Source organism: Bradyrhizobium sp. Ce-3 (genome assembly GCF_022835695.1).
Classification (GTDB): domain Bacteria; phylum Pseudomonadota; class Alphaproteobacteria; order Rhizobiales; family Xanthobacteraceae; genus Bradyrhizobium.
The window spans coordinates 343,912-358,385 of record NZ_BQUV01000005.1 but is presented as its reverse complement, the minus strand read 5'-3'; the positions used below and the strand labels follow the sequence as shown (position 1 = coordinate 358,385).

The following is a 14,474-nucleotide window of genomic DNA, read 5'->3' as shown; positions in this document are numbered from 1 at the left end:
AGTCGCCGATCGGTTGAACGGAGCGGCGAGCAAAAAAGCCTGGCGTGCCCCAGCGAAAGGGCCACTGAAACCAGCCAACGCGTCGATTTGATCGGATTGACGGAAGTCCAGTCGTTCAGGCGGACTGGAGCGGCAATGAGCTCAAACCTCCCCCTCATGCAAAAAAATACACTAGCGAAATAATCAATATTGAAACAATCTAAGCGAGAGCGTTTGAGCGAGTCAACGGTCGTCTATAAGATGATAGTTGAGGAAATCGCGCCGTCGATCCTTGGACGGTTCACGGCGGCGCCTTAGGCGGGTCGTCTCGCCGGCCGCCAGCTTGCGATTATGCGCTGCGGCGCCCTCACGGCCGCAACATCATTCCAGCGCCCGCACGAATAAAAAAGTCGCGTTCAGCCCGACGACGATAGGTCGCAGGCGCCTTAGCTGCAATCTGCGGCAGCGGCACTTGCCGAAGCCGAAAATCACTGGAGAATGCGTGTTCGGTTTCAAACTTCATTGAAGCATATTCTTGGTCTTTCTGGCGAGTTAGCGCGGTGTCGGCCGACCGCATCAGACCGGTTGAGGATCGAGCAATGGGAAGCGTTTGGCGAAACCCAGTACTGATCGCGAGCGTGCAGCCCAACGCTCCTATCAATGGAACCGATAACGGCACAAATGCCCTTGGTACGCCCGTGCTGGCCGTCATAGGCAACGACCAGATGGCGATGGTGTACACTCAAGGTGGCTACGCCAACTTTCCGGACCTCGGCTACCAATCCGTCGTGCTGCAACGCGTCGATCCGCTTGGCAATACGAGCGGGAGCCCGATCACTATCGCCAGCAGTGCTGTCAGCCCGACCCAGATCGGTTCGATCGTCTCGTCGCCCGGCGTGACCGCACTTTCCAATGGATCGGTCGCCGTTTCCTACACATTCGGATCCTATAACGCGGGCACGTTGCGGACCGATGTGTTCGCGAGGATTGTCGCGCCCGACGGAACCGTAGGGGCGGAGATCAAGCTCAATACCATCGCGGGCAACGAAACCAACGCAAAGATCGCGGCAGTTGCGGGCGGCGGCTTCCTCGCCGTCTGGCAGGACAACATTTTCTCCGGCCCAGGCAATGTCGGCGGCGATGGCGCCGGCTCGGGCATCAGCGCCCAGCTGTTCGATGCCGCCGGCAACAAGGTCGGCAGCCAATTCACCGTCAACACGCTGACCGCCGGGAGCCAGACCAACCCTTCGGCGACCACGCTCGCCAATGGCAACATCCTGGTCAGCTGGATCAGCGGCGCCAATGTCGAAGCGCAGATCTACACCCCGGCGGGCGCCGCCGTCGGGTCGGAGATCACGCTATCGACCGCGCCCGGGCCTAGCGCATCGGTCGGTTACGACAAGGTCGTCGCGCTCTCCGGCGGCGGCTTCGCGCTGGTGCGGGACTACACCAATACGATCATCGCCGCCCTCAATCCCGTGGTCGACGTCCAGATCTTTAACGCCGCGGGCGTGGCGGTCGCACCGGCGCTGCAGATCGACGGTGTCGGCACCGGCTATTTCATCACCTCGATTGATGCCGCCGCGACCACCGACGGCGGCGTGACCGTGACGTACAGTGCCAATGATGCGATCGTCGGCGTCACGTCGATCAGCCGCTACCACATCGCGAGCAACGGATCGCTCGGCGACGCCAGCACGGTGACGACCAGCTCGATCGGCACGTCCACAATCGGCGCCGGCGCGATCGGCGTCTATGGTGACGGCCGCGAGCAGATCATCTGGGAACAGCACCAGCCCGGCTTTGCCGATACGTTGCAGGAATCGATCTACGACGATCGCAACACCACGACGTTTTTCGCCACCGCCACGCAGCCGACCGCAGTCGGCAGCATCTCGAACGACCTGATCTACGGCTATGCCGGCGCGGACACGCTATATGGCTACACCGGCAATGATGTTCTCGTTGCCCAAGGCGGTGACGATGTCGGCTATGGCGGCGACGGCAATGATTATATCTATGCCGGCGCCGGCAACGACATTTTGTACGGCGATGCCGGCCTCGACGTGCTGCTGGGCGAAGACGGCAACGACGTCCTCTACGGCGGCACCGGCTTCAACTACCTGTTTGGCGGCAACGGCAACGATATTGTGGTCGGCTCGGGCGGCGCTGGTCCCAGCGACGTCAACGTGATGTACGGCGACGCTGGCGCCGACCTGCTCTACGGCGGCGCCGGCACCAACTATTTCTACGGCGGGGCCGGCGTCGACACCATGTATGGCGGCTCCGGCCTCAACATCTTCATCTCGTCGGGCGAGAGCGACGGCAACGTGATCTACGGCGGCTCGGGCCAGAACTATGTCTATGGATCGAACGGCGGCGACACCGTCACCGGCGGCACGGGTGTCGACGTCTTCCTGATGGGGAGCGGCAACGACAGCATCACCGGCGGCGGCGGCGTCGACTATGCCTGGGGCGGCGGCGGTCGCGATACCTTCACCATCAACGACTCGACGCCCGAAGTGATGGTGATCCAGGACTTCAATGCCGGCGGCGTCAACGACCTGATCAATTTCGCCGGGACCTCGCTGCATTCCTTCGCGGACGTCCAGGCAGCCTCATTCTACGTGGCCGGCACCAACACCACCATCATCACCGACGCTGCGGGCAATGCGGTCTGGCTCACCGGTGTGGCACCGGGACACTTGGACGCGAGCATGTTCCAGTTCAGCTGAGCGCTTGGGGTCCGGACCAGGCATCGACGCGGCATCGCCCTCTGCGTTCTGCACCCTCGCCAACACGCGAAGGCTTCTGATCAGCTCGCAAGGCTTGTGGCGGTGATCGCGCCTCTGGGCACATGGTCCCCTCCATGATGATTTCGCCATGGCTGCGATGCGGCTTGCCCTGATCCATGTTACGACAGCAACCGCTGCGAGCACGGCCTCGGCCGAGGCCTTCAGCATTGTGAGCCAATGTATCTACATCGTTGCTGAATATTTATGAACGCCTACAATCGCGCTAGGTGCCGTAGGTGTGCCCCAGGGCTTCCGACGGAGTCTGACGCGAGGCCGATGGTCCTTGTCGCCAGTGAAGCTTTTAGTTTTCCGCCAGGGATTTTGCGCCCACTCGTCCCGGCATTTCACGACCGGAGTTAATAATGAGCACCATTGTTCTTACCAATTCAGACGACACGTACTCAGATACACCGAGCGCGGACACGACGGTCTACGCCCTTGATGGCAACGACACCATAACCCTTGGCAGCTTCGGCTCGTTTTCACTCTATCCAACGGCGTTCAATAAGTATGTCGAGGGCGGTGCAGGAAACGATGTCATCAGTACCTATCCGGGAAGTGACGACAATTCTGACCTCTATGCCGATGGGAACAATGAGCTCTACGGCGGTTCGGGTAACGATACCATAACCGGCAGCAACGGTAGCGACTCGCTCTATGGAGGCGACCAGAACGACGTGATTTCCGGTGGGCTGGGCGGCGACTATATCGAGGGCGGATCAGGTGATGACGTTCTTTTCGGTGACGGCACACAAGGCTCCAACGGCAGTGGTCCGGGCGTGCACCACTGGAATACGACGCCAGACTACCTGTACGGCGGCACGGGCAACGATACGATCTATGCAGGGCGCGATATCTTCGCCATCGATGTTTCTCCCGGCGGATACTCGTTCCAGGGCAACTATGCGTATGGTGGCGACGGCAACGATTTGATCGTCGGGAGTAACGGCAACGGGACCGACTATCTGAGCGGGGGGAACGGCAACGACACGATCCTGACCGCTTCCGGAGTTGCGCTTGGAGATGCTGGGAATGACCTCATCACGGGAGGCGCGACCGACGACCTGCTCTACGGCGGCAGCGGCAATGACACGCTATATGGCGGCAACGGCAACGATACGCTCGTTGGCGACCAGGGAATCGATCTGCTCGAAGGTGATGCTGGCAATGACTGGCTCTATGCCGGCCAAGGTAACGGCTCCAACCTGTACGGAGGCCTCGGCAACGACGTGCTGATCGCTACCCAGGGCTCGGTCGTTTTCAACGGCGACGACGGCAACGACGTCATGTACGGCAACACCGGCAACGACTACTTCTACGGCGGCAATGGCGATGACACCATGTATGGCGGTGACGGCATTGACGTCCTGCTCGGCGGAGCCGGCAACGACTATTTCGATGGCGGCACCGGCGTGAACTACTACTTCGGCGGTGGCGGCGCCGACACGTTCGTCTCCAACGATGTTCCGAGTGTCCAGGTGATCCAGGACTGGGATCCGACCAGCGACGTGGTGCAATTCAATGGCTCCGGCTTCGCCTCCTTCAGCGACGTGCTTTCACACGCATATCAGAACGGTGCTTACCTCGTGGTCCAGGTCGACGCGGACACCGCGGTCTGGCTAAACGGCGCCACGGTGAGCACCATAACCGCCTCGAACTTCTCGATCGTGAGCTGAAGTTACCCTTCTTTCAGGCTGTATTCCGCGCCGAACGCCCCAAAAGTCTTGCGCGTCGGGAGAATTTTTTCGCCTCCGAGCAACTAAAATGGTACCAAGCGTCAAATCTGCCAGATTGCTCAAATACATCTTGCGACGTGCGATTGGACCAAAGGGAATAGGAAATGGCTTGGACTTATACTGTTCAGCTCAGCGACCCCGGTGGAGCAGGAGCGGCGACGGATTCGGCCCTGGTTTACGACCTGCAACAGGCGCTGAGCATCTGGCAGGAATACGTCGGCGGCATCGGAAACCTGGTTGTCGATCTCAACGTCGAGACCACCGCCGTGGGGCGCGCAGATGGCGGGCCGACATCGTCTTATTACGTCGGAACGAACGGTGGCCTGGCCGTCTATGAGCCTTCGAGCCAATACGAACTGACGACGGGACAGCACGTCAGCGGCACGACGAGCGATATCACCATCAATGTCGACAACGCCTATCTGCAATATCTCGATCTGACCTACGGCCTGGGCTGGAGCAGCTCGGTGCCCTACAACAAGCTGAACCCCATCGACGTGTTCCTGCATGAGATCATGCACGGGCTCGGAATGACGGGCTGGTACAGCCAGAGCGGCCAGCTTCCCGGCGCCTATGAATCGACATTCGATACCTACATCCAGAAGTCCGGATCGCTGGCCTATTTCACCGGTGCGCATGCAGAGGCCGCCTATGGCGGCCCGGTGCCGCTGACGACGGACAGCACCACGCAGAACTACTATCACTTCGGCAATCAGCAATCCGACTTCACCGCCTCGCCATCGACGGTCGCAGATCCGCTGACGCTCGATCTGATGAATGGCATCGTGTTCTTCGACGACTACCAGTACGCCATCTCACCGCTGGATCTCGGTGTGCTGAAGGACCTCGGATACAGTGTCCGCGGCTACGCCGACGACACCATGTACGGCACGGCCGGCGCGGATTCGGTCAATGGGACGGCATCAAACGACCTGATCTCGACCGGCGCAGGGAACGACATCATCGTTGCGGGTGCCGGCTTCGACACCATCGATGGCGGCGACGGCAACGACTACATCTACGCCGGCGATGACGCCGACGTCCTGAGCGGCGGCAACGGCAACGATGTGCTGCTCGGCGAGGGCGGCGATGACGCGATCTACGGCGGCACCGGCTTCAACTATCTGTTCGGCGGCAGCGGCAATGACACGCTGGTCGGCGCGGGCGGCACGTCGGCCAGCGACGTCAACGTGATGTATGGCGGCGACGGCGCCGATTACCTGTTCGGCGGCGCCGGCACCAACTACTTCTACGGCGGCGACGGCGTCGATGTGATGTACGGCGGCTCGGGACTGAACATCTTCATCTCGTCGGGCGAGGCCGACGGCAATCTGATCTATGGCGGCTCCGGCCAGAATTACGTCTACGGCTCGAACGGCGGCGACACCGTCACCGGCGGCACCGGCGTCGACGTCTTCCTGATGGGCTCGGGCGCGGACGACATCACCGGCGGTGGCGGCGTCGACTATGCCTGGGGCGGCGGCGGCAGCGACACCTTCAACCTCAACGACAAGGCGTCCGATACCGAAGTGATGGTCGTCGAGGACTTCAACGCCGGCGGGGTCAACGACTTCGTCGATTTCGCAGGCACCTCACTGCATTCGTTCGCGGACGTCCAGGCCGCCGAATTCTACGCGGCCGGCATCAACACCACCATCATCACCGACGCTGCAGGCAACGCGGTGTGGCTGATCGGCAACGCGCCCGCACAGCTGAACGCCGGGATGTTCAAGTTCAGCTGAGGCGCGCTGGCTTCACAGCGCGGGCGATACACGCGCTATCAGCAAAAAGCCCCGGCCGATGCCGGGGCTTTTCACTTGATCGATCGCGATGACCGCGGATCAGTAGCGGTAGTGATCCGACTTGTACGGACCTTCCTGCTTGACGCCGATATAGTCGGCCTGGTCCTTGCGCAGCTCGGTCAGCTTGGCGCCGACCTTGGCGAGGTGCAGCCGGGCGACCTTCTCGTCGAGCGTCTTCGGCAGCACGTAGACCTTCTTTTCGTACTTGCCGCCCTTGTTGTTGGCGAACAGCTCGATCTGCGCCAGCGTCTGGTTGGTGAACGACGCCGACATCACGAAGGACGGGTGGCCCATCGCGTTACCGAGGTTCACGAGGCGTCCTTCCGACAGCAGGATGATGCGGTGCTTGTCGGGGAATTCGATCTCGTCGACCTGCGGCTTGATGTTGGTCCACTTCAGGTTCTTCAAGGTCGCGACCTGGATCTCGTTGTCGAAGTGGCCGATGTTGCAGACGATGGCACGATCCTTCATCGCGCGCATGTGCTCGATGGTGATGATGTCCTTGTTGCCGGTCGCGGTGACGAAGATGTCGGCGCGCGGCGCGGCATCTTCCATCGTCACGACCTCGTAGCCTTCCATCATGGCCTGCAGCGCGCAGATCGGATCGACCTCGGAGACCATGACACGGCAGCCGGCCTGACGCAGCGACGCCGCCGAGCCCTTGCCGACGTCGCCGAAGCCGGCGACCATCGCGAGCTTGCCCGACATCATCACGTCGGTGCCGCGGCGGATGCCGTCGACCAGCGATTCACGGCAGCCATAGAGGTTGTCGAACTTCGACTTGGTGACGCTGTCGTTGACGTTGATGGCCGGGAACAGCAGCGTGCCCTTGTTGGCCATCTCATAGAGACGATGCACGCCCGTGGTGGTCTCTTCCGAGACGCCCTTGATGTTCTTGGCGATCTCCGCGAAGTAGCCCTTCGGCTTCTCCTTCAGCAGACGCTTGACCAGCGCATAGAAGATCTCCTCTTCCTCCGAGCCCGGTTTGTCGAGGAAGGCGGTGTCGCCCTGCTCGGCGCGATAGCCTGCATGCACCAGCATGGTGGCGTCGCCGCCGTCATCGAGGATCATGTTGGGCGTGCCGCCGCCGTGCCAGTCGAACAGCTTTGCGGTGTAGTCCCAATACTCGGTCAGGGTCTCGCCCTTGATCGCAAACACCGGAATGCCGGCCGCGGCGATCGCGGCGGCGGCGTGATCCTGGGTCGAATAGATGTTGCAGGAGACCCAGCGGATGTCGGCGCCGAGCGCGGCCAGCGTCTCGATCAGCACCGCGGTCTGGATCGTCATGTGCAGCGAGCCCGCGATGCGGGCGCCCTTCAGCGGCTGGTTGGGGCCGTATTCCTCGCGGGTCGCCATCAGGCCGGGCATCTCGCTCTCGGCGAGCGAGATTTCCTTGCGGCCGAAATCGGCGAGCGCAATGTCCTTGACGATGTAGTCGGTGAAGCCGGGCTTCGTGGGGGCGTTCATGTCTGTTTCCTAATCGGTGAATCCAGCGTGTCAGTAACAAAGCGAGCCGAACGCCCTGCGGCGCGGCCTTCCCCCTCGCCCCGTTCTTACGGGGAGAGGGTCGGGGTGAGGGGCTCCATCCGCGCACTGAATTCGCGGAGAGTCCCCCTCACCCGCCACTTCGTGGCGACCTCTCCCCGCAAGCGGGGCGAGGTAAGAGGTTTAGAGCGCGCGCTTCAGCGGCTCGACGAGATCGGTCTTCTCCCAGGAGAAGCCGCCCTCATTGTCCGGCGTGCGGCCGAAATGGCCGTAGGCCGAGGTACGCGCATAGATCGGGCGGTTGAGATCGAGATGGCTGCGGATGCCGCGCGGCGTCAGATCCATCGCCTTGGCTGCCGCCTTCTCGAGTTCATCCTCCGATACCTTACCGGTGCCGTGGGTGTCGATGTAGATCGACAGCGGGCGCGCCACGCCGATCGCGTAAGCGAGCTGCAGCGTGCAGCGATCGGCAAGACCGGCCGCGACGATGTTCTTGGCGACGTAGCGCGCGGCATAGGCCGCCGAGCGGTCGACCTTGGTCGGATCCTTGCCGGAGAACGCGCCGCCGCCATGCGGGGCCGCGCCGCCATAGGTGTCAACGATGATCTTGCGGCCGGTCAGGCCGGAGTCGCCGTCGGGACCGCCGATGAAGAACTTGCCGGTCGGATTGATGTGCCAGATCGTCTTGCCGTTGATCCATTCCTTCGGCAGCGCCTCGCGGACATACGGCTCGACGATGTCGCGGATCTGGCTGGACGAGAGGTCCTCGACCAGATGCTGATGCGACACCACGATCTCGCGCACGCCGACCGGCTTGCCGTTCTCGTACTGCACGGTGACCTGGCTCTTGGAGTCCGGACCGAGCACCTTCTCCTTGCCGGAGTGGCGCGCTTCGGAGATCAGGCGCAGGATCTTGTGGGCGTAGAAGATCGGCGCCGGCATCAGGTCCGGCGTCTCGTTGGTCGCGTAGCCGAACATGATGCCCTGGTCGCCGGCACCCTCTTCCTTGACCTCGCCGGGCTGCAGCGCGTCGACGCCCTGCGCGATATCGGCCGACTGCGGATGCAGCAGGATCTCGATGTCGCAGGTCTTCCAGTGGAAGCCGTCCTGCTCGTAGCCGATGTCCTTGATGGCACCGCGTACGACGCTCTCGATCTGGTCGTTGGTGACCGAGGCCGGGCCGCGCGTCTCGCCGGCGATCACCACCTTGTTGGTGGTCGCGAGCGTTTCGCACGCCGCACGGATCTGCCACGGGTCGATGCCCGCTTTCGGTCCCTCGCGGTAGAACAGGTCCACGATCTCATCCGAAATGCGATCACAGACCTTGTCCGGATGGCCTTCGGAAACCGACTCGCTGGTGAAGAGATAAGACGCGCGCATCAACTAAACCCCTTGTTTCGTCGAACTCCGACGTTGGTTGGTGAATATGTCCCCGGAATGTCAGTCTCGTCGCCGCGAGATGACGTAGGATTCGTCGTAGAACCACAGCCCGTTGTGTTTGCGGAGAACCTCGCGTGTGGCCTCGAGAGCTCGTCCGTTTTCGGTCGTTTCGGTCAACCGCTCATCTTCGATCTGCGCGACATACACGGCTGCGTTCCACGCGGCGAAGGCCGTCGAGGTTCCGATCGAGCCGGTCACCTCATTAGGCAGCGCTTCCATATCATATCGAAAGATCGATCGGTTATCGGCGTAGGCGTTGAAGTTCAGCTCGCGGCCGGCCGCGCCCAACTCGTACTTCACCGCGCGCAGTATCTCATGGCGGCTGACGGCGAAAGGATTTTCTCCGGGCCAGACGGCTTGAATCATTTCAAGTCCGGGATCGCCGCCGTGGGAGTGGATTCCTATCAACCGTCCACCGCCGCGCAGCGCGCGGGCCAGTGGCGCGATGATCCGCTTGGCGCGGAAGTTCACCGAGGATTTGGCGCGATAGGGCTGCGAGGCGATCACGAGATCGAAATTGGCCTCGGTCCGGCCGGCCCGCGGAATGATGGAATCGAGCAGGAAGCGGTGGTCGTCGCGATACAGCACCAGCGCCACCGGCCGCTCATAGATCGGCATCGCATTGCCGGGGCTCAGGTTCGCCCGCCAGTTCTGCTCCAGGAACGGACCGAGTTCCGCGATCTGGGCCTCGAAGTCACCCGAGGAGGCCCCCCGCAAAGCCACCTCGTGCCAAATCATGCTGGCGGCGGCCGCGGAGTTCTTCGGCGTCAGCCAGGGCGCCTCGGCGTAATACATGTTGGTGAAGACGAAGACGCTGGCCGGGTGCTCGAACAGGCGGTCGGGGACCTTGTCGAGGGTGAGGCGGACGTCCTCGAGGCTGAGTTCTTTGCCGGCGACATAGAACGGCATATGTGGGAAGCGGCCATGCATAGCACGCAGGACCCGCGCCAGCACGGTGCCGTCGCCCATCCCGGCATCGAACACCCGCAGCGCCGGCGGTCGCGGATGGATCGCGGCCAGTTCCAGCGCGACCCGGTCACCAATCACCCGCTTCTCGCTGCAGGTGTGGACGAACAGCAGATAGCGCTGGCGGTTCTCGAAAAAGCGGAAATTGCCCCGCGGATCGCGCTTTTCCGGCGGAACGACCAGGCCGCGGGGCGGCGCCACGCCGCCCGGCGTCGAGGTCGCGATGAAGCCGTTGATGCGGTCGAGCGTGTCGATGGTGATGCGCTTGCCCTCGCGCAGCCGATGCACCAGCTTGCCGTCGTTGACCGCACGGCGGCCGAACGTCGTCTCCGCCATGTCGGAGCGCCGGCAGAAATCCGTGATCTGGCTGAGGATTTCGTCGTTCTTCATGGCGCCTGGAGTGGGCAGCGGCGAGTGGGACAAAAGTGGGCAGAAATTGTGTGCGGCGACGTCTTATCACCATTTTCCCACCAGTTGAACCCCCTCTGCGGCCCGATCACCAAACAGTCATGGACCACCCCTTGGACCGCCCCTTCGACCACCTCGCCGTCGCCGACCATCATGACGGCTCACCGCCCCCTGGATGACCGATGCGCCGCTTGCTCCTGATCCCCTGCCTGCTTGCTGCCATGCTGTGGTCGGCGCCCTGCTTCGCCCAGACCCGTGCCCAGCTCGGCCCGCTCTGCACGACCGAGACCACGCCGGCCGACCAGATGATCGACGCCTGCAACAAGATCATCGCGCTGAAGGTGTTTTCCGGCGAGAAGCTCGCGACCATCTATTTCTGGCGCGCGGTCGGCTGGAACAAGAAGGGCAACTACCCGCAGGTGATCGCCGACGCCACCGAAGCGCTGCACCTGAAGCCCAGCACCGCCGTCTACAATCTGCGCGGCTCGGCTTATTTCGACAAAGGCGAGTACGACATCGCGATCGCCGACTTCAACGACGCGCTGCGCATGGGGCCGCCGAGCGGCATCATCTTTCACAACCGCGGCAACGCCTATCGCAGCAAGGGCGACTACACCAAGGCGATCGCCGACTACGACGCCGCGATCAAGGCCGGCCCGAAATCGGCCTTCTCGTATCAGAACCGCGGCTCGTCGAAGCAGGCGCTCGGCGATCTCGACGGCGCGCTCGCCGACATCAACGAAGCCGTCAGGATCGACCCGTCGCTGCCGCAGCCGCTGATCAGCCGCGCCGTGATCTGGCGCGCCAAGGGCGACATCGCGCGCGCGATCGCGGACACGACGGAAGCGATCCGGCTCGCCAAGGCAAAGGCGCCGGTCAACATCATGACGCCGCCTGGCAGCGTGCTGATCTCGGCCTACACCCAGCGCGGCCTCGCCTATGAGGCCAAGGGCGACGCCGCGCATGCCAAGGAAGACTACGCCTCGGTGCTCGAGGGCGTGGCCTCCGACGCCGGTAGCAAGGCCAACCAGGCCACCGCCAAGGTGCGGCTCGCACTCTTGAAGGAGACCGACGCAGCGCCGCGCAAGACCGCGGCGGCGCCTGCCGCCGAAAGCAGCCCCGCTCCTGCACCACCTGCTCCCGCCGCGGCACCGGCGGCGCCCGCAGCCCCTGTGCAGGCCGCAGCCACCACCCGGCGCGTCGCACTGGTGATCGGCAACGGTGCCTATGCACATGTCAAGGCGTTGCCCAATCCGCCCAACGACGCCCGCGCCATCGCCAGGAGCCTGCGCGACATCGGCTTCACCGTCTCGGAAGGGCTCGATCTCGATCGCGACACGATGCAGCGGACGATCCACGACTTCCTGCGCCAGGCGGCGCGCTCGCAGATCGCCGTGGTCTACTACGCCGGCCACGGCGTGCAGGTCGAAGGTCGCAACTACCTCGTGCCGGTCGATATCGAATTCAAGGCGGGCGCGCGCATGACCGACGCGATGGTCGACATGGATACCATCATGGCCGGGCTCGACGATCAGATCCGCACCAACATCCTGATCCTCGATGCCTGCCGCAACAATCCGATGGCGCCCCAGGTGGCTTCCGCGGGCTCGAGCCGCGGCATCGAAGCCGGCCCCGGCCTCGCCGCACCCGCCACGCTCGGATCAGGCTCGACGCTCGGCGCCGGCACGCTGATCGCGTTCGCGACCGCGCCGGGCCAGGTCGCGCTCGACGGCGAAGGCGCCAACAGCCCGTTCTCGGCGGCGCTGTCACGCCATGTCGGGACACCCGGCCTCGAGGTGCAGCAGATGCTGACCCGGGTGCGCGCCGAGGTCGTCGCCGCGACCAAAGGCAAGCAGGTGCCGTGGTCGAACTCCTCGCTGCTTGGCGAGGTCTATCTGGCGGAGCAGTGAGACGACGCCCCGCCAGAACCACCAATCGAGCAGCGGCGGCGACCAGACAACCTACCGGTCTGCGCGCCGCGCCACGAACGTGCCACCCGGCTGGTGAAGGATCATCTCGTCCACGATCGTCCCGTCACCGCGAAATTCGACGAGGCCGGCCTGCCCGACAATGCGAAACGTCCTGCCCTGCTCCGGCGCGAGGCGATAGGCTGGCTGGTGGTCGGACTTCAACTCGAGCGCCCCCTCGCTATCCAGCGCGACGCGGTGCGTGATCGCGCCCCATTTGAAACTGCCGACGCAGCGCGCACGGAACGCGGCGTCGGTGCATTCGCCGGCCGCAAGGCGCACAAACACGATATCCGCAACTGCGGGTTCGAGCGGAGCGGAGAGACTGGCAATGTTGCCGTCGCGATTGGTCAGGAAGGTGATCGGAAGGCAATCCGGCACGTAGCGATCCGTTACCTCCGGCGTTTCGAACGTCTCGAAGTGGCGATGCGTCAAGGCAGCAAACAGGCTGCGCCACGACCAGTGCAGGGCGCCGTCCTGCTCCCTGATCGACATCACGCCATAGGCCGGGTGCTCATAATCGCCGGCATAAGCCGCAAGCTTGTGCGCCGGCTGCGTGTCGGCGCGGCGGGCCTGCTCCCGCACGACCTTGTCGGCCTGGATCTGCTCAAGAGCTTCATTCCGCCGCTTGCGGAAACGCTCGCGCCATTCGATCGGCTCGCGGCCGCGAAGCCGGTCGATGATGTGCATGGTCAGCGTCCACGGCACCTGGTTAGGACTGCGGTTGGTGAAGACGGCAATGCCGATGCCAAAATCCGGCAACAGCGTCATCTGTGTATTCCAGCCAATCCAGCCGCCGCCATGCTCGACCAGTCGGTCGCCGCGGTAACTGTTGCACTGGAAGCCAAGACCGTAATGCGCCTGGCCGAATTCGGCATAGCCCGGCAGCGTTTTGTAGACACGCGGCGCATGCAGCTCACCGATCAGCGCTGCCGGCAATATGCGCTCACCGTCGAACGTGCCCTGACCGAGATGCAGCCGCATCCAGTTCGCGAAATCCGCAACCGAGGTGGTCATCGCGCCGGACGCGATGGTTGTGATCGGCAGACGGAACGCGGGCAGCCGCGTGTCCTCATGCATCATGTACGGCCGCGCCGGCTCTGCCGAACATTCGAGATCATCAAGGTTGAAGCCGACGTCCATGCGGAGCCGATCGGTCAGGCGCGCGCGGATGAACGCCTCATAGCTCTGGCCGCTCAGGCGCTCGATCAGCAAGCCCGCAACATTGTAGCAGAGGTTGTTGTATTGAAATGCGCTGCGGATATCGCGGCTCAGTTCCAGATACCGCATGACGCCGAGCATGTCGGCGGGGGTGCGATCGGCGGGCTCGTGCACCCAGTCGTGGCGCGGCAACCCGGTACGATGGCACAAGAGATCGAGCACGGTGACGCGCTCGGTCGCCACCGGATCGTTCAGACGAAACTCGGGGATATAATCGCGCACCGGTTTGGCCCAGTCGAGCCGCCCCTCATCGTGCAGCAGCGCGATCGCAGTCGCGGTGAAGGATTTGGTGATCGAGCAGATCGCGAACTGCGTCGCAGGCGTGACCGGTAAATTCGCCTCGACATCGCGCTGGCCGTAGGCGCGTGTGAGCACGACCTTGTCGTCCTGCACCACGGCAAGCGCGGCGCCCGGCGCCTTCCAGTCCGCCATGACGTCGGCGGCGACACGATCGAGCTCGGGAATATAGGATGCAATTTGCGCACTGGGCGCGTCGGATGATTGGGGCATGATGGCTTCTCGGCTTCAACAGCAACTGACTACGCCTCACCAAAGTGAGGCGCGGCGGCGTTACGGCAACCCGGTCATTCGACCGGCCAGCCGCTCGTCAGTGCTGGCTAAGCTCGAAAGCGATCAACATCGTTGGATCATCCTCAACGTATCAAATCTATCATG

The 14,474-nt window shown here is 63.2% G+C and carries 9 protein-coding genes; 4 read left to right on the top strand and 5 right to left on the bottom strand.

The genetic code is table 11. From position 1 onward, the window contains the following. Nucleotides 1-346 precede the first annotated feature (346 nt). Nucleotides 347-502: a hypothetical protein gene (locus BRSPCE3_RS19595; protein ID WP_244067724.1), complete on the bottom strand. Its 156-nt coding sequence runs from the start codon at nucleotides 500-502 to the stop codon at nucleotides 347-349. 175 nt (nucleotides 503-677) lie between these two features. Between BRSPCE3_RS19595 and BRSPCE3_RS19590 the strand changes: the two genes are divergently transcribed. The 3 genes from BRSPCE3_RS19590 to BRSPCE3_RS36065 all read left to right on the top strand — a co-directional run bounded on the left by BRSPCE3_RS19590 (nucleotide 678) and on the right by BRSPCE3_RS36065 (nucleotide 6,252). Then, nucleotides 678-2,714: a calcium-binding protein gene (locus BRSPCE3_RS19590; protein ID WP_244067723.1), complete on the top strand. Its 2,037-nt coding sequence runs from the start codon at nucleotides 678-680 to the stop codon at nucleotides 2,712-2,714. Nucleotides 2,715-3,136: 422 nt separating this feature from the next. After that, a complete protein-coding gene (locus BRSPCE3_RS36070) occupies nucleotides 3,137-4,450 on the top strand; it encodes a calcium-binding protein (RefSeq protein WP_283843145.1) in 1,314 nt (437 codons plus the stop codon). A gap of 164 nt (nucleotides 4,451-4,614) precedes the next feature. Next, complete coding sequence (locus tag BRSPCE3_RS36065) at nucleotides 4,615-6,252, top strand: calcium-binding protein (RefSeq protein ID WP_283843144.1); 1,638 nt, start codon at nucleotides 4,615-4,617, stop codon at nucleotides 6,250-6,252. Between the two features lie 99 nt (nucleotides 6,253-6,351). Here BRSPCE3_RS36065 and ahcY read toward each other — a convergent pair whose 3' ends face one another. The 3 genes from ahcY to BRSPCE3_RS19550 form a co-directional block, all read right to left on the bottom strand. Next, the gene (gene ahcY, locus BRSPCE3_RS19560) at nucleotides 6,352-7,779 is read right to left on the bottom strand and encodes an adenosylhomocysteinase (RefSeq protein ID WP_244067722.1); all 1,428 of its coding nucleotides are present in this window, start codon (nucleotides 7,777-7,779) and stop codon (nucleotides 6,352-6,354) included. Between the two features lie 201 nt (nucleotides 7,780-7,980). Beyond that, nucleotides 7,981-9,177 (bottom strand): methionine adenosyltransferase, encoded by a 1,197-nt coding sequence (gene metK, locus BRSPCE3_RS19555; RefSeq protein ID WP_244067721.1) that lies wholly within the window; start codon nucleotides 9,175-9,177, stop codon nucleotides 7,981-7,983. Between the two features lie 60 nt (nucleotides 9,178-9,237). Further along, complete coding sequence (locus BRSPCE3_RS19550; RefSeq protein WP_244067720.1) at nucleotides 9,238-10,593, bottom strand: hypothetical protein; 1,356 nt, start codon at nucleotides 10,591-10,593, stop codon at nucleotides 9,238-9,240. A gap of 200 nt (nucleotides 10,594-10,793) precedes the next feature. On the opposite strand from BRSPCE3_RS19550, the gene BRSPCE3_RS19545 reads away from it, so the two are divergent. Next, nucleotides 10,794-12,521, top strand: a complete 1,728-nt coding sequence (locus BRSPCE3_RS19545) for a caspase family protein (RefSeq protein WP_244067719.1) — start codon at nucleotides 10,794-10,796, stop codon at nucleotides 12,519-12,521. Between the two features lie 51 nt (nucleotides 12,522-12,572). Here BRSPCE3_RS19545 and BRSPCE3_RS19540 read toward each other — a convergent pair whose 3' ends face one another. Then, nucleotides 12,573-14,309 (bottom strand): serine hydrolase, encoded by a 1,737-nt coding sequence (locus BRSPCE3_RS19540; RefSeq protein WP_244067718.1) that lies wholly within the window; start codon nucleotides 14,307-14,309, stop codon nucleotides 12,573-12,575. Between the last annotated feature and the right edge of the window lie 165 nt (nucleotides 14,310-14,474).

Bases quoted from the DNA above. Each gene is read 5' to 3' on its own strand.
- BRSPCE3_RS19595 (WP_244067724.1), bottom strand. From the start codon at position 502: ATGAAGTTTGAAACCGAACACGCATTCTCCAGTGATTTTCGGCTTCGG.
- BRSPCE3_RS36070 (WP_283843145.1), top strand. From the start codon at position 3,137: ATGAGCACCATTGTTCTTACCAATTCAGACGACACGTACTCAGATACA.
- BRSPCE3_RS36065 (WP_283843144.1), top strand. From the start codon at position 4,615: ATGGCTTGGACTTATACTGTTCAGCTCAGCGACCCCGGTGGAGCAGGA.
- ahcY (WP_244067722.1), bottom strand. From the start codon at position 7,779: ATGAACGCCCCCACGAAGCCCGGCTTCACCGACTACATCGTCAAGGAC.
- metK (WP_244067721.1), bottom strand. From the start codon at position 9,177: ATGCGCGCGTCTTATCTCTTCACCAGCGAGTCGGTTTCCGAAGGCCAT.
- BRSPCE3_RS19550 (WP_244067720.1), bottom strand. From the start codon at position 10,593: ATGAAGAACGACGAAATCCTCAGCCAGATCACGGATTTCTGCCGGCGC.
- BRSPCE3_RS19545 (WP_244067719.1), top strand. From the start codon at position 10,794: ATGCGCCGCTTGCTCCTGATCCCCTGCCTGCTTGCTGCCATGCTGTGG.
- BRSPCE3_RS19540 (WP_244067718.1), bottom strand. From the start codon at position 14,309: ATGCCCCAATCATCCGACGCGCCCAGTGCGCAAATTGCATCCTATATT.